At 32.7% G+C, this 24,072-nt stretch carries 27 protein-coding genes; 18 read left to right on the top strand and 9 right to left on the bottom strand.

Annotated features, from left to right (window positions below; all coding sequences use genetic code 11):
* Positions 1 to 16: 16 nt before the first annotated feature.
* Positions 17 to 1,504: an apolipoprotein N-acyltransferase gene (locus HA141_RS07340; protein ID WP_209118402.1), complete on the top strand. Its 1,488-nt coding sequence runs from the start codon at positions 17 to 19 to the stop codon at positions 1,502 to 1,504.
* On the opposite strand, the gene mnmA is transcribed toward HA141_RS07340, so the two are convergent.
* On the bottom strand, positions 1,497 to 2,651 hold the full coding sequence (gene mnmA / locus HA141_RS07335) for a tRNA 2-thiouridine(34) synthase MnmA (protein WP_209118400.1): 1,155 nt from the start codon (positions 2,649 to 2,651) through the stop codon (positions 1,497 to 1,499). The genes HA141_RS07340 and mnmA overlap by 8 nt on opposite strands.
* Positions 2,652 to 2,697: 46 nt before the next feature.
* Between mnmA and HA141_RS07330 the strand changes: the two genes are divergently transcribed.
* Both HA141_RS07330 and HA141_RS07325 read left to right on the top strand, forming a co-directional pair.
* Entirely contained in the window at positions 2,698 to 4,263 is a 1,566-nt protein-coding gene (locus tag HA141_RS07330) for an NAD(P)H-hydrate dehydratase (protein WP_209118398.1), read from the top strand.
* A gap of 138 nt (positions 4,264 to 4,401) precedes the next feature.
* Positions 4,402 to 5,343 carry an RpoD/SigA family RNA polymerase sigma factor gene (locus HA141_RS07325; RefSeq protein WP_209118396.1) on the top strand — a complete coding sequence of 314 codons (942 nt, stop codon included), beginning with the start codon at positions 4,402 to 4,404 and terminating at the stop codon, positions 5,341 to 5,343.
* On the opposite strand, the gene pdhA is transcribed toward HA141_RS07325, so the two are convergent.
* Entirely contained in the window at positions 5,344 to 6,381 is a 1,038-nt protein-coding gene (pdhA, locus tag HA141_RS07320; RefSeq protein WP_209118394.1) for a pyruvate dehydrogenase (acetyl-transferring) E1 component subunit alpha, read from the bottom strand.
* 148 nt (positions 6,382 to 6,529) lie between these two features.
* Here pdhA and HA141_RS07315 point away from each other — a divergent pair, with 148 nt between their 5' ends.
* The 5 genes from HA141_RS07315 to HA141_RS07295 all read left to right on the top strand — a co-directional run bounded on the left by HA141_RS07315 (position 6,530) and on the right by HA141_RS07295 (position 12,382).
* Positions 6,530 to 8,635, top strand: a complete 2,106-nt coding sequence (locus HA141_RS07315; RefSeq protein WP_209118392.1) for an IMS domain-containing protein — start codon at positions 6,530 to 6,532, stop codon at positions 8,633 to 8,635.
* A 47-nt stretch (positions 8,636 to 8,682) separates the two neighbouring features.
* A complete protein-coding gene (ffh, locus tag HA141_RS07310) occupies positions 8,683 to 10,158 on the top strand; it encodes a signal recognition particle protein (RefSeq protein ID WP_209118390.1) in 1,476 nt (491 codons plus the stop codon).
* Between the two features lie 54 nt (positions 10,159 to 10,212).
* Positions 10,213 to 10,578 carry a 30S ribosomal protein S16 gene (gene rpsP / locus HA141_RS07305; protein WP_209118388.1) on the top strand — a complete coding sequence of 122 codons (366 nt, stop codon included), beginning with the start codon at positions 10,213 to 10,215 and terminating at the stop codon, positions 10,576 to 10,578.
* 36 nt (positions 10,579 to 10,614) lie between these two features.
* The gene (locus tag HA141_RS07300) at positions 10,615 to 11,571 is read left to right on the top strand and encodes a PhoH family protein (RefSeq protein ID WP_209118385.1); all 957 of its coding nucleotides are present in this window, start codon (positions 10,615 to 10,617) and stop codon (positions 11,569 to 11,571) included.
* Between the two features lie 73 nt (positions 11,572 to 11,644).
* Positions 11,645 to 12,382, top strand: coding sequence for a Bax inhibitor-1/YccA family protein (locus HA141_RS07295; RefSeq protein WP_209118382.1), 738 nt, complete (start codon positions 11,645 to 11,647; stop codon positions 12,380 to 12,382).
* A gap of 50 nt (positions 12,383 to 12,432) precedes the next feature.
* Here the strand turns inward: HA141_RS07295 and HA141_RS07290 are convergent, their stop codons facing one another.
* Positions 12,433 to 12,960: a hypothetical protein gene (locus HA141_RS07290; protein ID WP_209118380.1), complete on the bottom strand. Its 528-nt coding sequence runs from the start codon at positions 12,958 to 12,960 to the stop codon at positions 12,433 to 12,435.
* 38 nt (positions 12,961 to 12,998) lie between these two features.
* On the opposite strand from HA141_RS07290, the gene era reads away from it, so the two are divergent.
* From era to larB, 7 genes are all read left to right on the top strand, one after another.
* On the top strand, positions 12,999 to 13,910 hold the full coding sequence (gene era / locus HA141_RS07285) for a GTPase Era (protein WP_209118378.1): 912 nt from the start codon (positions 12,999 to 13,001) through the stop codon (positions 13,908 to 13,910).
* Complete coding sequence (trmD, locus tag HA141_RS07280; RefSeq protein ID WP_209118376.1) at positions 13,911 to 14,693, top strand: tRNA (guanosine(37)-N1)-methyltransferase TrmD; 783 nt, start codon at positions 13,911 to 13,913, stop codon at positions 14,691 to 14,693.
* 53 nt (positions 14,694 to 14,746) lie between these two features.
* Positions 14,747 to 14,887 (top strand): hypothetical protein, encoded by a 141-nt coding sequence (locus tag HA141_RS07275; protein WP_209118374.1) that lies wholly within the window; start codon positions 14,747 to 14,749, stop codon positions 14,885 to 14,887.
* Between the two features lie 387 nt (positions 14,888 to 15,274).
* On the top strand, positions 15,275 to 16,216 hold the full coding sequence (locus HA141_RS07270; RefSeq protein ID WP_209118372.1) for a hypothetical protein: 942 nt from the start codon (positions 15,275 to 15,277) through the stop codon (positions 16,214 to 16,216).
* A 136-nt stretch (positions 16,217 to 16,352) separates the two neighbouring features.
* Positions 16,353 to 16,859 (top strand): 2-C-methyl-D-erythritol 2,4-cyclodiphosphate synthase, encoded by a 507-nt coding sequence (ispF, locus tag HA141_RS07265; protein ID WP_209118370.1) that lies wholly within the window; start codon positions 16,353 to 16,355, stop codon positions 16,857 to 16,859.
* On the top strand, positions 16,849 to 17,295 hold the full coding sequence (locus HA141_RS07260) for a TIGR03792 family protein (protein WP_209118368.1): 447 nt from the start codon (positions 16,849 to 16,851) through the stop codon (positions 17,293 to 17,295). The genes ispF and HA141_RS07260 overlap by 11 nt, the downstream gene beginning before the upstream one ends.
* Positions 17,292 to 17,948, top strand: a complete 657-nt coding sequence (gene larB, locus HA141_RS07255) for a nickel pincer cofactor biosynthesis protein LarB (protein WP_209118366.1) — start codon at positions 17,292 to 17,294, stop codon at positions 17,946 to 17,948. The genes HA141_RS07260 and larB overlap by 4 nt, the downstream gene beginning before the upstream one ends.
* Before the next feature lie 4 nt (positions 17,949 to 17,952).
* Here the strand turns inward: larB and HA141_RS09725 are convergent, their stop codons facing one another.
* The 5 genes from HA141_RS09725 to HA141_RS07235 all read right to left on the bottom strand — a co-directional run bounded on the left by HA141_RS09725 (position 17,953) and on the right by HA141_RS07235 (position 20,619).
* Complete coding sequence (locus HA141_RS09725) at positions 17,953 to 18,084, bottom strand: hypothetical protein (RefSeq protein ID WP_257473164.1); 132 nt, start codon at positions 18,082 to 18,084, stop codon at positions 17,953 to 17,955.
* 68 nt (positions 18,085 to 18,152) lie between these two features.
* Positions 18,153 to 18,320 carry a hypothetical protein gene (locus tag HA141_RS07250; protein WP_209118364.1) on the bottom strand — a complete coding sequence of 56 codons (168 nt, stop codon included), beginning with the start codon at positions 18,318 to 18,320 and terminating at the stop codon, positions 18,153 to 18,155.
* Between the two features lie 113 nt (positions 18,321 to 18,433).
* Positions 18,434 to 18,643 carry a sulfur carrier protein ThiS gene (gene thiS / locus HA141_RS07245; protein ID WP_209118362.1) on the bottom strand — a complete coding sequence of 70 codons (210 nt, stop codon included), beginning with the start codon at positions 18,641 to 18,643 and terminating at the stop codon, positions 18,434 to 18,436.
* Positions 18,633 to 19,688, bottom strand: a complete 1,056-nt coding sequence (locus HA141_RS07240) for a thiamine phosphate synthase (protein WP_209118360.1) — start codon at positions 19,686 to 19,688, stop codon at positions 18,633 to 18,635. The genes thiS and HA141_RS07240 overlap by 11 nt, the downstream gene beginning before the upstream one ends.
* Positions 19,689 to 19,695: 7 nt before the next feature.
* Complete coding sequence (locus HA141_RS07235; protein WP_209118358.1) at positions 19,696 to 20,619, bottom strand: bifunctional riboflavin kinase/FAD synthetase; 924 nt, start codon at positions 20,617 to 20,619, stop codon at positions 19,696 to 19,698.
* Positions 20,620 to 20,687: 68 nt separating this feature from the next.
* Here HA141_RS07235 and HA141_RS07230 point away from each other — a divergent pair, with 68 nt between their 5' ends.
* Positions 20,688 to 21,221 carry a DUF3611 family protein gene (locus HA141_RS07230; RefSeq protein WP_025913739.1) on the top strand — a complete coding sequence of 178 codons (534 nt, stop codon included), beginning with the start codon at positions 20,688 to 20,690 and terminating at the stop codon, positions 21,219 to 21,221.
* Here the strand turns inward: HA141_RS07230 and surE are convergent.
* Positions 21,201 to 22,010 (bottom strand): 5'/3'-nucleotidase SurE, encoded by an 810-nt coding sequence (gene surE, locus HA141_RS07225; protein WP_209118356.1) that lies wholly within the window; start codon positions 22,008 to 22,010, stop codon positions 21,201 to 21,203. The genes HA141_RS07230 and surE overlap by 21 nt on opposite strands.
* A gap of 68 nt (positions 22,011 to 22,078) precedes the next feature.
* Between surE and pheS the strand changes: the two genes are divergently transcribed.
* Positions 22,079 to 23,086, top strand: coding sequence for a phenylalanine--tRNA ligase subunit alpha (pheS, locus tag HA141_RS07220; RefSeq protein ID WP_209118354.1), 1,008 nt, complete (start codon positions 22,079 to 22,081; stop codon positions 23,084 to 23,086).
* 70 nt (positions 23,087 to 23,156) lie between these two features.
* On the top strand, positions 23,157 to 24,065 hold the full coding sequence (locus HA141_RS07215) for an NAD(+) kinase (RefSeq protein WP_025942499.1): 909 nt from the start codon (positions 23,157 to 23,159) through the stop codon (positions 24,063 to 24,065).
* The last annotated feature ends 7 nt before the right edge of the window (positions 24,066 to 24,072 follow it).

The raw sequence follows: 24,072 nt of genomic DNA, 5'->3' as shown, positions 1-24,072 counted from the left end.
ATTTTGTAATTTTAGATTGTTAGTCTCGACTCAAATTAAAAGTTTAAGACAATATTTTTGCTCTTGTTTAGCAGGAATTCTAGGAGGAATTTCTGTTTCAACTCACTTTTGGCTTATTTTTATGCCGATATCTTTATTTATTTTATGGAAGAAAAGTGAGAGAAAAACAGCAAATTTTTGGTGGGGTTTTTTCTTTGTTTTAATAAGTCATTCATGGTTATACGATCTTCATCCATTGACATGGCTTGGATTTTCATGGCTTGCAAGTTTAATAATCACCATTTCAATATTATTATTTTGTGCTTTTTTGGGTGGATTATTAGTTTATCTATGGGGATACCTAGTTGAAATGATTCTCTGGAAAGAGGATGTTTTTAAAATGAAAATATTACCTTTAACTGTAAAAGTATTTTTTTTATCTCTGACTTGGGGCATGGGTGAGTTGATACTTTCTCAAACACCTTTATTTTGGATAGGTTTAGGAGAGAGTCTTGTCCCGGGTGATCTATATCTTGCTGGTTTGGCAAGATGGGTTGGTGCGAGCGGTTTATGTGTAGTACAACTAATGATTGGATTTTGGATTTTCATAAGTCACGAGAGATGGATAAGAAAAAAATACTTTAAAAAAACATTTTTTTTAGGACTTTTGTTTATTATTTTCTTGCATTTATTTGGAGGTTTAAAAACTCCAATAGAAAGAAATTATGAATATCCAGTTGCTATTTGGCAAACGAATTTACCAACTAGAGAAAAATTAAAAATAGAAGATGAATTTATTAAGGAAAAACAATCTATCGCTCAAAAATATGCTTTATCCAACAAAGTAAAACTTCTTGTTGCTCCTGAAGGAACTCTACCTAAAAATTTTTATTTATCTAAAGGCATTAAGGTTGATACCCTAGCAGGAGGTTTCAGAAATTCAAAAAATGAGTTAAGAAGTTCTTTACTCGGATTTCAAGTTGGAGAAAAATCTTTTACTTCTTTTATAGATAAAAATAGACTTGTCCCGTTAGGTGAAAAAATACCAAGATTTTTAGAAAGTTTTTCAAAAGGATTATCTGCAGTAGGAGGAATTCAACCAGGATCTGATTCAAGATTTTTTGATCCTAAATTTACACAACCTCTAGCAGTGGCTATTTGTTATGAAATTAGTGATGGATTGAAAATAAGAAAGGCTATTAATAGCGGTGCAAAACTAATAATAACTGTCGCAAATTTAGATCCCTATCCAACTAAGCTTTATAATCAATTCCTGTCTTTGGCAAGATTGAGAAGTATTGAAAATAAAAAAGATAATTTACTAGTATCAAATACTGGTCCTTCGGGTTTAGTAAGGGATGATGGGAAAATCATCCAACTTCTGGATTTTAATGTGGAGCAAAATAAAGTAGTTTTCCCTAATTTTTCATCCGACAAGACCTTCTATACAAAATTTGGAGATAAACCTGTTTTGTTATTGTTTATATTTTTCATGGGATTAAATCTCTTTTGGAAAATTAATTAATTAATCCGCCACCTAATAAAATTTCTCCTTTATAAAAAACTGCAGCTTGTCCGGGCGTTACCGAACTTTGACTTTCTTCAAAAATTAATTTAAATGTTGACGTTGGATTATCAAAATTTTTCAAAGGAATTAAAGTTCCCTTTACTGGATGACTTCTATATCTGATTTGTGCTTCTACTTCTATCTCTTGTTTAGGTTCTTCTATTGAAACCCAGTTAACATTAGTAATTATTGCTTCGCTATTAAATAGATCACTTTTATCTGCTACATAAACTATGTTTTTTACCCTGTCTAGACTTTTCACATATAATGGTTCCGGCCAAGCGATTCCCAAACCTTTTCTTTGACCTACCGTAAAGTGCTGAATACCATTGTGCATTCCTAGGACTTTCCCATTTACATGCACAATTTCTCCTTCTTTGAGTTCAATATGTTTGTCGATGAATCTCTGCATTGATCCATAATGCTCAACTAAGCATAAATCTTGACTTTCTGGTTTTTGAGCAGTTCTAAGGCCTAATCTTAGGGCTTCCTTTCTTGTTTCTTCTTTTTTCATTTCACCAAGAGGAAATTCTAATCTGCTTAGTACTTCTTGTGAAAGAGAATAAAGAAAATAACTTTGGTCTTTGTTTTCGTCAGCACCTCTGAGAAGAAGGAAGTCCTTAAATACAAAGCTCTTATAATCAAGCGTTTCAGCATAAGATGATTTTTTTATCCTTGCATAATGTCCAGTCGCAATATGAGTAAAGTCTTTTTTGTTTAATGCGTAATTAAGCATTTCTTCAAACTTCACATTCTTGTTGCACATCGAACATGGAAGTGGAGTGAATCCTTTCTCATAGCTTTCAGTAGTTTTTTTAATTACCTCTCTTTCGAAAATTTCTCTTGAGTCTATTATTTTATGATTAATTCCCAAATCTTCACAAAGGCCAGCAGCATCTACTAATCCTTCAGAACAACAAGAGCCTTCTCCTTTCATCAGCCAAAGAGTTAGTCCCTCAACATTCCAGCCTCTTTCTACAAGAAGAGCAGCTGAAAGGGAACTATCTACGCCACCGGAAAGACCTACAATAATATTTTTCTTCTTCTTAGTTTTATTATTAGAAAAACAGTTCTCTGATTTTTTATCCTTTTGTGTCTTTAACATGGAAGTTTGAATTTTTGAACAGTACCTAAATTGCTTTGTACTAATTATGAACAAAATTGTATGGCCAACAATTGACTCAAAACATTTAATTGTTGATTCAAAGCAAATGTTGAAATTAGAGAAAGAAATGTTTTCTGATGGAATGCCACAAGAAGCATTGATGGAAAAAGCAGGAATCCAAATTAGTAGATGGCTCTTAAAAAAGAAACCTCTTCTCAAGCATGGAATAACTGTTTTTATAGGCCCTGGGCATAATGGTGGTGATGGTGCCGTAATAGCTAGAGAGCTTTTTTTGAATGGTTTTTATGTCCAGGTATGGTGCCCATTCACGATAAAAAAAACATCAACAAATAATCACCTTAATTATCTTACATCTATTGGCGTCACAAAATTAGTAGAGCGCCCTGATCCAAATGGGAAAGAACTTTGGATTGATGCAGTTTTTGGTAATAATCAAAAAAGAAAAGTCGATAATACATTAATTAAACTTTTTAATCAAAAATTTCATAACAAATATGGCAAGGTAATAAGTATTGATATTCCAACAGGATTATGTCCTGATAAAGGAGAGCCTTTTTTTGATAACGCAGTAAAGGCAGACTATACCTTAGTTATTGGTCTTAATAAGATTGGGTTAACTCAAGATTCTGCTTTACCTTTTATTGGAGAATTGCACCATATAGATATTGGGGTGCCTATTAATAAGTTATCTAAGATTGAGAAAAAAATTATTAACGTTACTTACAAAGATTTAAAAAATATTGATTTACCTTCTTTACCAAAAAATTCTAATAAATACAAAAGAGGACGAACATTAATAATTGCTGGAAGTGAAAAATATCCAGGGGCTGCATACTTATCATTAAGAGGAGCAATATCAAGTGGAGCTGGTTTTATCTCTGCGGTTCTGCCTGAATTAGTAGCTGAATCTATTTGGCAAGTCGCTCCGGAAATAGTTTTAAAAGGAACTATGACAACTAATCAAAATGGTAATGCATCCTTGTTCAGCGCACTAAAAAATATTGATCTAAATTTATATGACTCATTAGCTGTAGGTCCAGGGATAGGAATTGATAATGATGATTGGCAAAAATCAAAAGACTACCTTATAGGTTTTAAAGGATTATTGATTTTAGATGCAGATGCACTTAATAGAATTTCTGAATCAAAATTAGGATCAAAATTCTTTATAGAAAGAAAATTTCAAACATGGATTACACCTCATATTAAGGAATTTTCAAGGTTATTTCCTAATATAGAAGGTGAGACTAATGTTGGACTAGCCCTTAAAGCGGCCAAAGAATTTAATATAAGTGTTTTGTTAAAAGGAGCTAACAGCATAGTTGCTGATGATGAAAAAGCATGGCAACTTTTTGGGACTGATTCTCAGACTGCTAGAGCAGGATTAGGCGATCTTTTATCTGGATTTATAGCTGGCAGTTCTGCTATTGATTTGACCCTTTGTAAAAAAATAACAACGGATTTTTTTACTAAATACGTACTTCTACATTCTTTTGCTGCATCAAAGTGTAAAACAGGCTCAAATGCTTATGCTATTGGTGATGAATTATCTAAATTAATGAGAAATAGGAAAACGAGACAAATATCTTGAAAGAAACAATTTAAGAGAGTTATTTTTAGCTTTAAACACATTTATGTACAATTATTACCTGAAATCTGAAGCAGATATTAAATATTTGGCGGTTTATTAAAAAATATAGGAGAGTTTTAATACCTTACTAGGTCAGAAATGTCTTCATCAGTACCAACACCAACTGAAACTCATAAAAGAAGAGGCAAAGACTCTATAAGTTGGTACTTATCGGAGATCGGTCGTCGTCCTCTCCTAACTCCAGATGAGGAGATTGAATTGGGTAACCAAGTTCAAAAAATGATGATTCTCACAGAAGACGGTCAATTAAACGAAAAAAATAAAGAATTCACCTCTCAAGAAAAAAGAAATATAAAAGTTGGTAAAAGAGCTAAAGATAGAATGATGGAGGCCAATTTAAGATTAGTAGTCAGTGTTGCAAAAAAATATCAAGGCAAGGGACTAGAACTTTTAGATTTAGTTCAAGAAGGCTCTCTCGGGCTCGAAAGGGCCGTTGAAAAATTTGATCCAAAAAGAGGGTATAAATTTTCAACTTATGCATTTTGGTGGATCAGGCAAAGTATGACAAGAGCAATAGCTTGTCAATCTAGGACCATACGTTTACCTGTTCATCTAAGCGAAAGATTGGCATCCATCAGAAAAGTTAGTAGAGATTTAGCGCATAAACTTGGTGCCATGCCAAGCAGAATTGAGATTGCAGAAGCTATGGATATTGATGTGGAAGAATTAGATTCTGTTTTAAGACAAGCTTTATCAACAAGTAGTTTGGATGCTCCTGTTAATGGTGATGATGGTAGGAGCTTCCTAGGTGATTTAATTGCCGATAGTAACAATGAAGAACCTTTAGATCAAGTTGAACAGAAAATGCATCAAGAGCAACTTGGTATGTGGTTAAGCCATCTAAGCGAGCAAGAACAACATGTACTTAAATTACGATTTGGCCTTGATGGCAATGAGAGGCATACACTTGCTGAGATAGGAAGATTACTTGAAGTTTCTAGGGAGAGAGTAAGACAAGTTGAATTGAAGGCATTAAGAAAATTAAGAAATTTAACCAGAAAGTTACCCAGTGGAATTTAATTAATCTTCGGCCCAAATATATTTAGTTAACTCTTTAGAAGGAGGTTCAGGTGCCTCTAAAGCATTTTTAACAGCTTCTGATATTTCTATATCAATTTTCTTTTCAATACTTTTTAATTCTTCTTGCGTTGCAAATTTTTTATCAATAATTTCTTGAGCTAATTTCTTGATAGGATCTCTTTTTCCCCAGAAATCCTTCTCTTTTTCAGACCTTAATTCATCAGGATCTGCAAGTGAATGTCCTCTGTATCTATAGGTCAAACATTCTAAAAGGGTGGGACCCTCTCCTGCTCTAGCTCGCTCAATTGCTCTTTGTGCAGCCCCTCTAACAGCCAATACATCCATTCCGTCAACTTCCTCACCATGCATACCGAAAGCAGAGGCTTTTCTCCAAATTTCAGGATTGCTGGTTGCTCTATCATGGGCCATTCCAATAGCCCATTTATTGTTTTCAACAACAAAGATTATGGGTAATTTCCATAATTGGGCCATATTCAAACATTCAAAAAACTGTCCATTATTGCAAGTTCCATCTCCGAAGAATGCTGCAGTTACCGAGTCACTACTATTATTACCAGCAACCTCTTTTTTATATTTACTTGAAAAGGCTGCTCCTAAAGCAACTGGAATGCCTTCCCCAATAAATGCGTATCCTCCCAACAAGTGATGCTCTCTTGAGAATAAGTGCATGGATCCACCTCTGCCTTTACTACAACCTGTAGCTTTACCAAAAAGTTCGCTCATTACTTCAAAAGAGGGAACACCTGCACTAAGTGCATGTACATGATCGCGGTAGGTACTACAAAACCAATCGTGTTTCTTTTTCATGGCACCAATTACACCAGTGCTAATAGCTTCCTGGCCGTTATATAAATGAACGAAACCAAACATTTTTCCTCTGTAGTACATTTCTGCACACTTATCTTCGAATCTGCGGCCAAGTATCATATCTTCATAAAGAAATAACCCTGTTTCTCGATCTAATTCGGCTTTTTTTATATCTTGAAGATTTGAAATTCTTTCTACGTGTGTTTCCAAGAAAATACCTTAATGAAGTTTTGATTTGTTAACATTCTAAGCTGTGAAGGTCAATTTTCATGATTTTTTTTAATAACTCTGTATGACCTTATGAAAAAAATTTTTAACTTGATAAAATTTGTCTAAGAATTTTCAATAGGATATTTGTTTGGAACTTCCATTAGACCATTTTCGTTTAATTGGCGTAAGCCCCTCTGCAACATCTGAGGAAATATTAAGAGCTTTTCAATTGCGGTTGGATAAGACACCTAATGAAGGCTTTACTTATGAAGTTTTATCCCAAAGATCAGAGTTGCTTCGACTTACCGCTGATTTGCTTACTGACCCAGAAAGTAGGAGAGAATATGAGAATTTATTATCAAATGGCGTCTCTGGATTAGAGTTTTCCTCAAATAGAGATGTTGCAGGCTTGATACTTCTTTGGGAATCAGGTTCCCCAAAAGAAGCTTTTAAAATCGCAAGAAAAGCTTTGCAGCCTCCACAAACTCCAGCCTTAGGTAGTAGTAGAGAAGCCGATCTAACTTTATTGGCTGCATTAACTGCTAGAGACTCTGCAATTCAAGAACAAAAGCTTAGATCGTATTCCAACGCTGCAGATTTTTTACAAGAGGGTATACAACTTCTGCAAAGAATGGGAAAGCTTGTTGAAATTAGGAAAGATCTTGAAGAAGACTTGGTTTCTCTGCTTCCTTACAGGATCCTAGACTTACTTAGTAGGGATTTAAATGATCAAGAGTCTCATAAAAAAGGTTTAAGTATGTTGGAAAATTTAATAACTAAAAGAGGGGGTTTAGAAGGTAACAATAAATCTGAATATGGAGATTACCTAAATCAACAAGAATTTGAAGCTTTTTTCCAACAAATAAAGTCATATCTGACAGTAGATGAACAGATAGAGTTGTTTCTTGAATTACAAAAAAGAGGTTCATTAGAGGCTGGATTTTTGGCTTTTCTATCTTTGACAGCACTTGGTTTCTCTAGAAGACAGCCTGAAAAATTGTTCGAAGCAAGAAGAATTCTGAAGAAACTAAATTTATCAGGACTTGATTCAATGCCTCTTATAGGCTGTTTAGACTTGCTTCTGGCAGATGTTGATCAGGCCTCAGCTAGGTTCTTAAGTAGTTCTGACGATAATTTGCGAGATTGGCTTAATAACTATCCAGGAAATAAGCTAGAAGCAATATGTATTTTCTGTAAAAATTGGTTAGAGAACGATGTGTTAGTTGGTTATAGAGATATTGAATCAAAAGAGGTAGATTTAAATACTTGGTTTGAAGACAGGGAAATTCAAGAATTTATTGAAAGATTAGAAAAGAAATCAAATAAAACTTCATTTAGACCAAATTTTCAGAATCAACAATTCAATAAAGAATCCACTACAAAAGTTACTCAAAATTTTGATAACGAAGTAACTAATTTTGATGAAGGGAGATTACCATTGCCAGGTGGCATAAAACAAAAGTTCGAAAAAATCGATATCCAAGATAATAAATTTAATGAGGAAATTTTTAAGAATAAAACATTAGATTTTTATAGGTTTTTAATTGAAAAAATTGCTGAACTAAAGTTTAGTTTTGGGGAATTCTTGAATGATCAAGAAATTATTGGTAGGTCACCATTGTTGATATACTTGTATGCGTTTTTATTATTATTTGCATTTGGTATTGGCATTGGATTTTTAAGAAATAATTTTAAAAATTCTATTCAAGATGAAGCCATATTAGATAAACCCTTAGTATCTACAGATACAAACCAAAAGTTAAGTGATAAAGCTATTAATCAAGAAATAAAAAAAAATCCTTCAAATAACTTAAAACCAATCCCTGTAAAATCTACTGAAACTAATTCCATCAAAGTTAAAAAACTTACTAAAGCCTCTCCTTCCTTAGATGATATAAGTAGTTTAATTAATCAATGGCTACTAAATAAAAGTAATTATTTATCTAGAAAGGGTGAAATTAATCTTTCCCATATTGTTAGAAGTGGTTTGATTGAAAGAACTATTGAAGAACGACAAAATGATATCAAGAAAGGAATCTATAAAGAAATTAATTCCCGAATCCTGAAGATAGATTTGGAATCTCAAACTTCTTCTAGGATAGTTGTTTTAGCTGAATTAGATTACCTAGAGAGAATAATAAAGAATTCAGGAGAATTTGTTAATGAAACATCATTGACTCCGCTAAAAGTTAAATATACTTTAGGTTTTTCTAATAAATCATGGAAATTGGTTGATTTTGTAAGTGGCTTGTAAGTATAAATTAGAAGATCCTATATAATAATTAAAATTACTTTTTAATAATGTTTGATGAACTGTCATCACGCTTTGAAGACGCGGTAAAAGGTTTAAGAGGCGAAGCAAAAATAAGCGAAAATAATATCAATGATGCCTTGAAGGAGGTTAAAAGAGCACTTCTCGATGCGGATGTTAGTTTATCTGTAGTAAAAGAATTTATTTCGGATGTTAAAGATAAAGCTATCGGAGAACAGGTGGTTAGAGGGGTAAACCCAGGTCAAAAGTTTATAGAAGTTGTAAATAAAGAATTGATTAATATTATGGGGAATGAAAACTCTCCTCTAAAAGAAAATCAAGATAGTCCCACAGTCATTTTGATGGCTGGACTTCAGGGGGCGGGTAAAACAACTGCAACAGGAAAATTAGGCCTTTATTTAAAGGAAAAAGATAAAAAAGTTCTTTTGGTCGCTGCTGATATTTATCGACCGGCAGCTGTAGAGCAGCTCAAAACTTTGGGAAGTCAATATGACTTGGAAGTTTTTTCAGCTAAAGAAAAAAATAGCAAACCAGAAGAGATAGCTAAGGACGCATTGAATTTTGCTAGTGAAAATGATTTTAATTCGATAATTATTGATACCGCAGGAAGATTGCAAATTGATGATTCAATGATGAGTGAAATGGTTCGAATAAAAGAAGTTTCTAGCCCGGACGAAGTTTTGCTTGTTGTTGATTCAATGATTGGGCAAGAAGCTGCTGACTTAACAAAGTCATTTCATGAAAAAGTAGGAATTACCGGAGCGATATTAACTAAATTGGATGGAGACTCAAGAGGAGGTGCTGCTTTATCAATAAGAAAAATAAGTGGTAAACCAATTAAATTTATTGGTGTTGGAGAAAAAATTGAGGCCCTGCAGCCATTCCACCCAGAGAGAATGGCTAGCAGAATCTTAGGAATGGGAGATGTATTAACACTTGTTGAAAAAGCCCAAAAAGAAGTAGAGCTTGCTGATGCAGAAGCGATGCAAAAGAAACTTCAAGAGGCTACTTTTGACTTTAATGATTTTGTTAAGCAAATGAGATTAATTAAAAGGATGGGGTCACTTGGGGGATTGATGAAATTAATACCTGGAATGAATAAAATAGATGATGGGATGATAAAAAATGGAGAAGATCAACTTAAAAAAATAGAATCTATGATCTCTTCAATGACTCTCGAGGAGAAACAAAAACCTGAGGTTCTTGCCGCCCAGCCTTCTAGAAGACAAAGAATAGCTCAGGGTAGTGGCTATGAAGCAAAAGATGTAGATAAAGTACTAGCTGATTTTCAAAGAATGAGAGGTTTCATGAAACAAATCTCGAATGGCGGAATGCCGGGGATGGGAGGAATGCCGGGGATGGGAGGAATGCCGGGAATGGGAGGAATGCCGGGAATGGGAGGAATGCCGGGGATGGGAGGAATGCCGGGAATGGGAGGAATGGGTAATAAACCATTTAAAAAACAAAAAAATAATAAAAAGAAAAAAGGATTTGCTGATTTATAGTTTCTAATTTTTTACCTTTAAATGATATTATTATTAAAAACACATTAATTTAAAATGATTAAGTTGCGCCTTAAGCGCTTTGGTAAGAAGAAAGAGGCAAGTTTCAGAATTGTTGCGTGCAATAGTACTTCCAGAAGAGATGGTAGACCTCTTCAAGAACTAGGTTTTTATAACCCAAGAACTAAAGAAACTAGGCTAGATACGGAAGCTTTAAGATCAAGACTTACGCAAGGAGCTCAGCCAACTAATGTAGTTAGGACTTTGTTAGAGAAAGGCGGACTTTTAGAAAAAGTAGAGAGACCTTCTATCGCTATTGGTAAGGCAAAGCTAGAGAAGGAAAAATTAGCTAAGGCTAAAACCAAAGACGAAGAAAATGTTGGTAGTAAAGCTGAAAGCGATAGTAATGAAGCTGAAAGCTAGAAGTTTGATTTTTTTTAATTCTAATAAAATAACTAAATGAAAGAAGTTTCCAAAACTGGTCACTTCACAATTGATTTGCCAAACTCTGATGCTGCCACTGCATTATCTGGACCAGGGAACTCTTTCTTAAAAAAGTTTGAGTCTTTAACGGGAGTTTCTTTAACTATAAGAGGCTTACAACTTGAGATGAACGGTGTAATCTCTAAGATTGAAAGAGCATCAGCATTGGTGGAGCTGACAAGACCTATTTGGGAACAAGGTTTAGAAGTTCCAGAAGTAGATCTTAAAGCAGCTTTAAGTTCTTTAAATATGGGAGAGTCATCATCACATGCTCAACTTGGGAAAAAAGTTCTTGCGCGTTCAAAAGAGGGAATATTTTTAAGACCAAGAACTTTAAGGCAAAAAGAATATGTTGAAGCAATTGAAAACTATGATCTTACCTTTGCAATTGGTCCCGCTGGGACTGGAAAGACATTTTTAGCAACTGTATGCGCAGCGAGACTATTGAACGAAAAAAAAATAGAAAAAATTGTTTTAACCAGACCAGCCGTTGAAGCTGGTGAAAGTCTAGGATTCCTGCCTGGAGATTTGCAACAAAAAGTAGATCCATATTTAAGACCCTTATTTGATTCTTTACATAGCATATTCGGATTTGAAAAAACAAATTCGTTAATCGATAAAGGAATTATTGAAGTTGCTCCTTTAGCCTTTATGAGGGGCAGAACCTTGGATAATTCTTTGGTAATTCTTGATGAAGCCCAAAACACTTCTTGTTCTCAAATGAGAATGTTTTTAACCAGATTAGGTGAAAGATCAAAAATGGTAGTAAATGGAGATATTACCCAAATTGATTTAAAAAAAGATCAGGAAAGCGGCCTAATAGAAGCATCAAGAATTTTCTCGGAAACTGAAGGGATCAAATTTTGTCATTTGACTGTTGAAGATGTAGTTCGTCATCCTTTAGTTCAGAAAATTATTGAGGCTTATCGATAACTTTATAACTCTGGAGATCCGTACCCTGAAATTTTAAAAATCAAGTAGAATATAATCATATTTAATAAAAAAAATGCCAGCAAGTAGTAATTTCAATCAAGCTATTCGTGAAGCACAAAGTGGTTCAATTGTTGGACCTAATGTTGTTCAAAAAGCTTTACCTTATGTAGGTGGAGGGATGGTTCTAACTTCTTTAGGCGTTTTAGCAGGTGTCTCACTCATAGCAACAAATCCTGGTCTTTTCCAGCCTCTTTCAATAGTTGCATTTATTGCAGAATTGATTTTGTTTTTTATAGCCACAAGCGCTGCAAATAATGCAAATAATGCGAAGGCCCTGCCCTTATTGACAGCATTTAGTTTGTTAACTGGATTCACATTAAGTGGAATAGTCGCTTTAGCAATAGGAACAATTGGTATTGGTTCTGTTGGAACAGCTGCTTTAGCTACTGGTATAACTTTCGTTATTGCCTCTTACACTGGTCAAAGAATGAGTGATAGTGTGGGTCAAGCACTCAGTGGGGTAGTTGGTCTCGGATTGATAGGACTGCTTATAGCAATGTTTGTCCAATTAATTGGGGGATTATTTGCTCCAGGAGTTTTTGGAGGTTCAGGACTCGAATTGATAATTGCAGGATTTGGAACTGTCTTATTTGTTGCAATGTCTTTCGTTGATTTCTATACAATGCCAAGAAGATATAAAGACGATCAATACCTTTCAGGGGCTTTAGGTATGTATCTTACTTATATAAATCTTTTTGTTTTTATATTGAGATTAATGATTGCACTCCAAGGCGGTGGAAGAAGAGACTAAAACATTAAATAAATAGCTATCCAAAAGCGTAGATTTGTTTCTACGCTTTTTTATTGGGGGATATCAAGAATTTGTTTTTTTATAAATTCCTTTTGCTCTGAATCATATTTTACTGAATTATCAAAACTATTTCCCATATCATCTAAGTATATAAGGACTTTATTGACAGACTTTGAAACTGACTTAGTTTCTAGCAGTCTTAGAATAGCCTTACATCTATCTGAAATGTTTTCCGATGTTATCTCATATTCTTGATTATTATCTCTTCGATGAATAATAATTTGAGCAGAACTCATTATTAAATTTTTTACTACTATGTCTGTTACAGCATCACCGCCTTCATTCAGTTTGTAAATTAGTGAAAAAGGAAGTTTGTCTAACAAAAAACAATCTTTATCTGATAAGGCGTATGCAAAAAATCCTCTGAGTCCATTTCTTGTTTTAATTAGCTCTGCGATTCTATCTGCCAAAACCTCTTCGCTGAGTAAATCTTCACCCCACTCTTTGCACCATTTTGCGGATATGTTGATTGCTTGTGTGAACGAAGCTTCTTTTAAATTTATGGTTTTTTTTTCCATTTTTGATCAGAATTTTATTATTGATGCATTAAAAGTCTTTGGCCAATTATAGATCTGGGTTTGTAAGTTTACTAGGAAGGCCAAATGTAGGTAAATCTACTTTAATAAATAAATTGATTGGAGAAAAAATAACGATTACTTCTCCAATAGCGCAAACTACTAGAAATAAATTAAAAGGAATACTTACTACAGGCAATGGGCAAATAATTTTTGTTGATACACCAGGGGTTCATAAACCTCATCATCGACTTGGGGAGATATTAGTAAAAAATGCAAAATCTGCAATTAATGGAGTTGATATGGTAATTTTTGTAATCGATTCAAGTGAAGAACCTGGTAGAGGTGATGAATATATTTTGAACTTTCTAATCGCAAGTAAAACTGAGTTTATTGTTGTATTAAATAAGTGGGATTTGGTAAATAAAGAATTTAGAAATTTAAGAATTGATCAATATAGAAAATTTTTCGGAATTAACAGAAATTTTCTAATTGTAAGTGCTTCCCAAGGAGAAGGATGTTCTGAATTAATCGATATGGTGCTAACTTTTCTTCCAGAGGGACCAAAACTTTATGATGAAGAAATGATATGCGACCAACCATTAGATAATTTATTATCTGATTTAGTAAGAGAGAAGGTATTAATTAATACAAGAGAAGAAGTCCCTCATAGTGTTGCAGTAAAGATAGAAAAGATTGAGGAAATGAAAAGAAATAATGGCAAAAGTTTTACAGCTATTTTGGCTACTATTATCGTTGAAAGATCAACTCAAAAAGGTATTCTTATTGGTAAGAAAGGTTCAATGTTAAAAAAGATTGGTCATTCGGCAAGATCTGATATGTCAAAATTAATTGATGGTCCAGTTCATTTGGAGTTGTTTGTGAGAGTTGTTCCAAATTGGAGAAAAAAAGAATCAAGGTTAATTGAGTTCGGTTATGAGGAAGATTTATAGATGAGTAGTTTTAATTTTGAGGTAATTTCATTGTTCCCTAAAGCTTTTGAATTAATAAATAATTCAGGGGTCATAACAAGAGCTCTAGATAAGAATTTGATCGATGTAAATTTACATGATTTAAGAGAATATGGTGAAGGTTCCTACAGACAAGTAGATGATAAGCCTTATGGAGGAGGAGCAGGAATGGTACTAAAACCTGAACCTATTTATAAGGCATATGAATCTATTAGAAAATCACCTAAAAGTAAAACTTTGTTAATGACCCCACAGGGTAAAGTCTTAAAGCAAAAGGATCTTGTGAGATGGTCCGCTTTGGATCAAATAATAATTATTTGTGGTCAATATGAAGGTTTTGATGAAAGGATTAGATGTTTAGCTGATGAAGAGATATCGATAGGTGATTATGTTCTTTCTGGAGGTGAAATACCCGCTATATCAATAATTAATGGTTTAACCAGATTATTACCAGGAACTCTTGGTGATCCAGACTCCCTAGTTGATGAGAGTCATAATTCTTTTTTATTAGAATATCCTCACTACACGAGGCCATTAATTTTTAAAGATATGAAAGTGCCTGATATCTTAGTCAGCGGTAACCATGAAGAGATTAAATCGTGGAGGAGGCAAAAAAGTATGGAAAGAACATTGGAGAGAAGAAGCGACTTGATTTCGAACCAAAACTATAAAAAATCCCCACAAAGTAAAAGAATAATAAAAGAATATAATCAATTTATGGAATTTAGAAGAGGCAATGAATATGATATTTACCCTGATTGGTAGTTAAAACTTTTTCGAATTGATTTATGAATTACAGAAGTGTCACAGATTAAATTTTGTCAAATGTACCAGAAATTACAAATTTCAAATTAATTAAAGATAATTCTTTTATTTTAAGTGCAGTAAAGACATTATTATCCTCTGCTGGTTTTGATGTAGACCAATTAAATAATGCATTAGATATTAGATGTTCTTAAAAATACAAAAAGAACAGAGTTTGTTCGATAATTAATAAGACAAAGCATTCTCTATGGAAAAGCATCAGAGATTATTTATTTTATGCACATGGCGAATTCACACATAAATACTTTAAATTCAAGTTCAAGAAATATCAAAAACTTTTTTAATAAAACTTGGAAATGCTGAAGATGTGAATATTTTGGAATTAATAAAATTTCTGGAAAAGGTAAAATAAAGTTATTAAATAAAATTTTTTAAAAAGATGGAAGCAGATCTCGCTATAAATTTAGTACTAAATTATTAATAAAAAATGTCTTAAGTGGATCAATTTTTACCTAGATAAAGATGTACCAAGATGGTTGAAAATGGTATATTCGAAAGAAGGTTAGGAGTTAAAAATTTATATGGGAGAACTATACAAATATCTTTTACATTTCATAGTCTCATCTTTATTTACATTTTTGATATTAAAAAAATCAATCCCTTTACTTTACAAAATTTTTCCAGCTAAACCTACCCAAAGAGGAATGCATAAAAAAATAATGCCATCAAGCGGTGGGATTTCCTTCATTGTTACCTATAGTGTTTTAGCAATTTATCAAGGCTTTTATTTGCCATTACTATCTTTACCTTTGGCATTTATAGGAATAATTGATGATAAATTTAATATTTCTAAATTAGTTAGATATATATTTCAAGTAGTTACTTTATGTGCAATAGTTTTTTACATTTCAAAAGATCAGTCAGTTTTCATAAGTAAATTATTAGATATAAATTCTTTTTTTATAATTTTAATTATTTTTTTCGGGACTATAATAATTAATTCTGTAAATTTTATGGATGGGATTGATGGATTGATCTGCGGAAGTATGATAGTGATTTTTTTAACTTTGAATACAAATTTTCATTATTTAATACCAATAATTGGAACTTTGAGTGCTTTTTTATTTTTTAATTGGTATCCCTCAAAGGTATTTATGGGCGATTCTGGAAGCTTATTCCTAGGTGCTTACCTGACTAGTTTAATTTATAAATCAAATAGTATTGAAGAAATAATAAAAATAATTCTTTTGATTTCTCCTTTACTTTTTGATGCACTCGTCTGTCTTATTAGAAGGGCTATAAATAAGCAAAATATCTTTAATTCTCATAAATTACATCTATATCAAAGGTTAGTTGCTGGAGGTTTAAAGCATTCACACGTTTCTTTACTTTATATTTTATCAATATCCTTTTTATCCATTTTTTATATTTTTACTAATATATATTTTCTATCTTTGGCAACTTTACTAATAGTGTCCTTTGGGATTTATTTAGATAACAAGTTTGCTAGAAATTTCCATTAATTACTAATGGTACTTTTTATTGGTAAAATTACTTTAAAGTGGGTATAAAAGTATCATCTAATTATAAATTTTAAAAAACCTACTTAGAATTACAAAATAATTTCAGATTGTTTTATTATCTTTCACATCTTTTGGTATGAAAAAAAGATTTCCTAATTTTCGTATTGGTAATGGATACGATATTCATAGATTAGTAGCGAATAGGGATTTAATAATTGGTGGTGTAAAATTGTATCATCCAGATGATTTAGGCTTGGATGGTCATAGTGATGCTGATGTTTTAGTTCACTCGATCATGGATGCATTATTGGGAGCTCTTTCGCTTGGCGATATAGGGAAATACTTCCCACCATCTGATGAAAAATGGAAAAATTCTAACAGCTTGTTTTTGTTATCAAAAGTAATTGACTTGATAAGACAAGAAGGTTGGGAAATAAATAATATTGATAGTGTACTTGTCGCTGAAAGGCCAAAATTTATACCACATGTGAGATTAATGAAAAAAAATATTTCTGAGATATTAAATATTGATGAAAATTTAATTGGAATTAAAGCAACTACAAATGAAAAATTGGGGCCAGAAGGAAGAGAAGAAGGTATAAGCTGCCATTCTGTAGTACTTCTTGAGAAAAATGATATTTAATTGTAATTTGAAAAGAAAATTTCAACGATTTTGTTTAATATTAGTTTGCTTAGTAGTTTTAACTTTTCAATCTTATATTCCCAATCTAAAAGCTCTTACAATGGATAATTATCAAAGTGCAATGGTGATAGAAGAATTAAGACTTAAAGTCCCTGCTGATGCAAAAGCAGTATGGTTGAATGCTGAAAAAGAAGTATGGGAGCCATGGTTATCTTCTCAAGATGGTTTCTTAGGGAGACAATTGTTTTGGGATAAAGAAAAAGAAGAAGCTTTAATATTAGTAAATTGGGAAAGCAAAAAATTATGGAAAAGTATACCAATGTCTGAAGTATATTTAGTTCAAAAAAAATTTGAAGATAATGTTAAAGATGCTCTTAATGTAGTAGAAAATCCTTTTGAGTTAGTTTATGAGGGAGAATTAGATAAACAAGGATGAATTTTGATATCAGGTTTGATTTCCAAAGAAGAGAAAGGCTCGGACTCATTGAAGCAATTTGGGGTCAAGATAAGACTATCGACCAATTAAAGAGATTATCGGAAAGTGTATTAAGTAAAAATGAGGTTGTTTTTATTACTAGGATTAATAATGAAAAAGCTATTGATCTTTTGGCTTTGCATGATGATGCACGATTCTATGAAGAAGCAAAATGCTTAATTATTGGGGAAAATCAGAATAAACTAAACACAAGTAAAAAAGTTGCATTAATTTCAGGAGGTTCAAGTGATTTGCCAGTAACACTTGAGGCTAAATTGGCTCTTGAAATTTATGGTGTTAATTGCCAATCTTTTATAGATGTTGGCGTAGCAGGACTTCATCGATTAATCAGTCAGTTAGAAGAAATTAATAAATATGATGTATTGATAGTTTGTGCTGGAATGGAGGGAGCTTTGGCAACTGTAGTTGGTGGATTGTTAGCTCAACCGATAATCGCAGTACCTGTATCTGTAGGATATGGAGTTAGCAGAAATGGAGAAAGTGCTTTATTTAGTATGTTATCTAGTTGTTCTCCAGGTATTACAGTGATGAATATAGATAATGGTTACGGAGCAGCAATGGCAGCTCTAAGAATTATTAATACTTTTTCCTAAAAACTTACTTTTTTTCAATTTCTAATAGGTTTTCTATCCATAAATTGAGTTGTTTTGAAAGCATTCCTTCGTCTCTCATTTTGATTGCTTTAATTACCACCTCTGTGTTTACCCACTCGGGAAATCTTTTCGGCATTTATTTTTTATATTCAGTAATTTTAATTTGGTACAAATTTTTATAAAAACAAGATCTAAGTAACAAATTTAATCTTTTATGTTTGATTTTGTACCTAATCGAGATAGCTCAGAGGAGGTATGCTCACTTTCTACATTTTTTAATCTTTCAATTAGCTCCGTTAAATCTTTATGGGCTAACTCACCATTTTGCTCCCATTTTAATGACCTGGAGTTATTATCAGTTTTTTCTTTCATTGGTTTAAATAAGTAATAAAAATATAAAACGAAAACAGAAAAAATTTGGTTATTGTTTCAAGCTTAAACTTAAAAAATTATGAAGATTCTTAATAATTTAAGTTTTTATCTTTTTAACCACCTCCAACTATTGAAACTATTTCCAAATTATCTCCATCTTTAAGTTTCACTTTTTCCCATTTTAAAGAATTAATAATTAAATTATTTAACTCTACAACAATTGTGTTGGGTTTATATCCCATGGAATTTAACACTATAGATAATGGAGCATTTTCTTGATCAAGGTCTATTTTTTTTTCCTCTCCATTTACCCTAATTTTCATAAGACAACTCTTTTAAAATCATAATAGCGTCTTCTTTTGGATCTTCAGAATTCATTAGTTGCGAAACTAAGGCAACTTTTTTAAAACCATTTCTTTTTAAATACGAAATATTATTCGTTGTAACTCCTCCAATAGCAAACCAAGGAATATTTAAATCCTTTGTTAATGTTTTGATATTTTCAATACCTAAAGGTTTTTTATTCTTTTTTGTTTTAGTTTCAAATACTGGCCCTATCCCTAAATAATCACAACCTTCCTTAAGAGCATTTGAAATATCAATTGCATTATTTGCACTTATTCCAATAATTTTTGAATATCCTAATAGTTTTCTTGCGGTTTTCAAGTCTAGATCTTCTTGTCCAAGATGAATGCCATCAGCATTTGATGCTAAAGCTATATCAAGTCTATCGTTAACGATAAATAAAGAATTATATCTTTTACATAGATTTTTAATCTGAATTGCTTCTTGAAGATGATCTTGATCAGTTCCCGTTTTAAATCTATGTTGAATAATTCTTACTCCTGCAATTAAAATCTCTTCTATTATTTCTAATAAATTATCCTTTTGATCTGTGATTACATATAAGTCATTCTCTTTTAATATTTCCTCCGACTTCTTAAACTTGCTGTAACTTAATAAGTTAATTTCAATAGTATAAATTTCATATCTAATTTCGGAAGCGATTTTTGAAAGTTCATGATTCTGTAGCCTCGAGAATTCTTCTATGACTCGTAATGCTTCTTGAACTCGGGCTGAGTTAGAACTTATAATTTGCTCAGACGTTTTTCTGTTGATTTGCTCTTGATGAGTCAATCCTTTACATTGGTCTTCAATGTGATTTCTAGATTGTTTATAAACTTCTAAATGATTTTTTCCTAAAATTTGTCTAAAATTTTTAATCTTTTCAACATATTTTTTTTTGCCCAGACCAAATCTAGCCCAATCCTCTAATACTCTTAGTCCTTCTCTAGCTCTATCTAGATTAGCGTCAATAATTTGATAAATTCTTAAATCCTCAGAGTCTTTAGTATTGGAATTCAGCATTTGTAATTTATTTTTTATAGTTTTTAAAAATTTTTAGAGCATTATCTCTATCTTTTTTAATTTGATTAGAAAGTTGATCTATATTATTAAACTTGATTTGAGATCTTAGTTTTTCAACAGGTTCTACAGATAGATTTAAACCATATAGATCGATATCTTTATTTATTAAATGAACTTCAACTGCAGATGGCAATAAAGGATTTATTGTTGGTTGAGAGCCAAGATTCATAACAGATTCAATTTTTTGGTTGGAATTTTCTATGGTTGTCCAAGATGCGTAAACTCCTTCTCCAGGTAAAAATTTTCTTCCATCTATTTCAAGATTTGCGGTAGGCCATCCTATACTTTTTCCAATTCCTTTACCTTTAACAACCCTTCCATTAAAACTATAAGGCCTATTAAGAATTTTGAAAGCATTTTTCAGATCACTTTTCTCTAATAGATCTCTTATTCTGCTGCTGCTGATTCTACCTTCCTTGTCTTCTAAAATTGGAGTAATTTTTAGTTTAATATCCGTATCCTTAATCATATTTTTTATTGTATTTATGTCTCCACTTCTTCTGAAACCAAATTTAAAATTAGCACCTACAGAAATGTTTTTTGCCTGTAATTGATTTATCAAAATATCTCTTACGAATCTTTCTGCACTTAATTTGGATAGTTCCATATCAAAAGGAATCAGAACTAATTGTTCAATCCCCAAATCTTCAAGAATAGAAAGTTTTTCATTAGGAAGATCAAGTCTAAGACGAGTCTCTTTATAAAGAACTTCTCTGGGGTGAGGCCAGAAGCTTGCAATCGTTGGAGTATATTGATTTTCTTCAACTACACTTTTTATTAACTGTCTGTGGCCAGCATGAAGGCCATCAAAACTTCCAATAGCTATTGAGGTAGGAGTTTTAACTTCAGATGGCGATATTAAAGAGATCAAAAGATTACGTGCAATTTTATGATTTTAGTGGCAAATTTGGATTGGTTACAGTTTATTCAATCAAATGAATGTCTGACAAAATTGATTTTCAGTCCCTTTCATTTGGAATGCGGCGCATTGGATGGATACGCTTTTGGGTTCAGTCCATTCTAGGTGTTGTTGTTGCAGCTGTTTTGCTTTTTTCAAATGTTGTAAATAACAGCGAAGGACAGCTTGGCTTGGCGCCTGGTCTATCACTTACAACAATATCCCTGATTTTACTACTTTTTAGTCTTTGGCAAGGTTGGTTAATAGTTAGAACAGGAAGAGCAATCGCAAGTAATGCAAGACCCTCAAGAGGACAAACCAGTAAATTGATAAAACGAGGACTAATAGTTGATTTATTTGGAATTTTGTTTGGATTAATTGGATATCAAGCTCTTATGGGAGCCTTATTTATACAAGCATCCTCTCAAACAACTGGACAATTGATAACAGCGACATCTGATATCCCAATTACTGGTCTTGAAATATTATCAGTTCTTAGTAACACTCAAGTTATTGCTGCTCATTTTTTTGGACTTTGCTTTTCTTTATGGCTTTTAAGAAGGATTTACAAATGAATTATTAATTTTAGGTAAGTTGTCTAAATTACCTCTCCAAAATAAATCTGGTTCTACAGGTGTAAGGGATATTTTATTTTCTTGTATTTGAGATACATCGCTGGGCCAGTTTTTTGGACCATAACCTTTTGATTTAAGATCTAAAACAACCTCACCTGCTAACCAATAATAATCGTCACCCCTTGGATCTTCCCTTTTGGAAAATTGATTTTTATATTTTCTTACCGATAATCTTGTCCAAGACAATTCTTTTATTTTGTTTTTTTCGCAGGGGGGGATATTCAAATTTAATAAAAGTGAAGCTGGCCAACTATCGTTAATTGCTTGTTCGGCAATATTCATTGCAATTTCTCCAGCAAATTCAAAATTCTTCCATTTAAAACTAGCAACACTTATTGCCATGGAGGGAACATTTTCTAAAGTGCCTTCCATAGCTGCAGCAACTGTGCCTGAACAAAAAATATCTGTCCCTAAATTGGGCCCGTGATTTATTCCAGATAAGACCAGATCAGGTTTATGATTCAAGAGTTCAGATAGTGCTAATTTGACACAATCAGCAGGTGTACCTGAACATCCCCAAGCTTCAATTCCTTCTCCAAATAATTCGTCCGCTTTTTCCACTCTTAATGGTGATTGTAAGGTAAGACCATGACCAGTAGCTGATCTTTCTTGGTCAGGACATACTACTTTTACCTTATGACCTCTTTGTTGAGCTGATTTTGCTAAAGCTCTTATCCCGGCTGCGAAAACACCATCATCATTGCTAATTAATATATTTAACGGTTTCATTAATCAATACATTTTATTTATGGACAATATTTAAGTAAGATAAAGCAATACTTATTTTTACTATATCAGTGAGTCAAATTGAATCATTAAGTCAAATTGAGGAAAAACTAAATAATCTTTCTCTAACAGCAAAAAATAATATAGATAATTCTAATACTCATGAAGAACTGGATCAGTTGAGAGTTTCCTTGCTAGGGAAAAAAGGTGATTTATCAATTATCTTAAAAACAATGGGTCAATTATCTGCAACCGATAGACCAATTATTGGTCAGAAGGCAAATTTAATAAAGATAAATTTGCAAGAACTAATAACTGAAAGAAAAAATAAACTAGACAGCGAAGCCCTAAATAAAAAGATTAAAAAAGAAAAAATTGATGTAACTATCCCTTCAATTGGAACACCTCCCGGGAATAAACACCCTTTGATTTCAACTCAAGACGAAATAATAGATATTTTTTGTGGTTTAGGATACTCAGTTGAAAGTGGCCCTGAAATAGAAACTGATTTTTATAATTTTGAGTCTCTCAATATACCCAAAAATCATCCCGCCAGAGATATGCAGGATACTTTCTACTTAGATGAAAATCGACTTTTAAGGACTCATACTTCTCCTGTTCAGATAAGATACTTAGAGAAAAATCCTCCTCCAGTAAGAATTATTGCTCCCGGGAGAGTATACAGAAGAGATGCAGTAGATGCTACTCATTCACCAGTATTTAATCAGGTTGAGGTTTTATGTATCGATCAAGACATTAACTTTAGTCATTTAAGAGGAACAGTCCTAACATTTTTAAAGACCTTTTTTGGAGATATTCCTGTAAGATTTAGAGCTAGTTATTTCCCATTTACTGAACCTTCAGCAGAAGTAGACGTCCAGTGGAAAGGTAAATGGTTAGAAGTAATGGGCTGCGGAATGGTAGATCCAAAGGTGTTAGAAAAATTAGGAATAGATTCTGAGAAGTGGACTGGTTTTGCAGCAGGATTAGGAGTTGAGAGATTTTGTATGGTGAGACATCAGATCGACGATATCAGAAAATTTTATACAAATGATATTAGATTCTTAGAACAGTTCTAATAGTATTTAATTCTTAAATTAGGATTGTCCAACAAATTAGTTTAAGATAGTCCTAGTTTTAATTTTTTGATTGGTACGTAAAGCAGGACTAATCGTTAATGATGGAAAGGAACTAGCTGTTCAAACTGCAACTTCTGTTCAAAAAAAATTGGAAAAATCTAATTTTGAAGTTGTGAGAGTTAGCAGCTCTGGAGGGATGGTTGGTTTCGCAAATCCTGATCAACATGTTCGTCCTTTGGGATATACGAATTGTGTTCCTGAGGGGTTTGATTCATCAATGGAATTTGCAATTGTTCTTGGCGGAGATGGGACGGTGCTTTCTGCTGCAAGGCAAACGGCTCCTGCTAAAATTCCAATTCTTACAATAAATACAGGTCATTTAGGATTTCTTGCGGAAGCTTATTTATCTAACTTAGATGAAGCTATAGATAAAATAATTGCTGGAAATTGGGATATTGAAGAAAGAACTTGCTTTATAGTTAGTGTAATGAGAAATGATCAGAGAAGATGGGAGTCTCTTTGCCTTAATGAGATGGCTCTTCATAGAGAACCTTTAACAAGTATGTGTCACTTTGAGATTTCTATAGGGCGACATGCTCCTGTTGATATTTCGGCTGATGGAGTAATTTTATCTACTCCAACTGGTTCTACTGCATATTCTCTGAGTGCTGGAGGACCAGTTATTACACCTGATTGTCCAGTAGTACAATTAACTCCAATTGCTCCACACTCGTTGGCATCAAGGGCACTTGTTTTTAATGATTCAGAACCAGTAACTGTTTTCCCTGCTACTCCTGAAAGATTAGTAATGGTTGTTGATGGGAATGCTGGTTGTTATGTTTGGCCTGAAGATAGGGTTTTAATAAGAAAAAGTAAACACTCGGTGAAGTTTATAAGACTTGAAGATCATGAATTTTTCCAAGTTTTAAGAAATAAACTAGGTTGGGGATTGCCCCATGTGGCTAAACCAGACAAATAACAATTAC

This window comes from Prochlorococcus marinus XMU1402 (assembly GCF_017696205.1).
GTDB classification, from domain to species: Bacteria; Cyanobacteriota; Cyanobacteriia; order PCC-6307; family Cyanobiaceae; genus Prochlorococcus_A; species Prochlorococcus_A marinus_AC.
The sequence above is the reverse complement of the archived record's forward strand: the minus strand, read 5'-3'. Positions and strand labels throughout refer to the sequence as shown.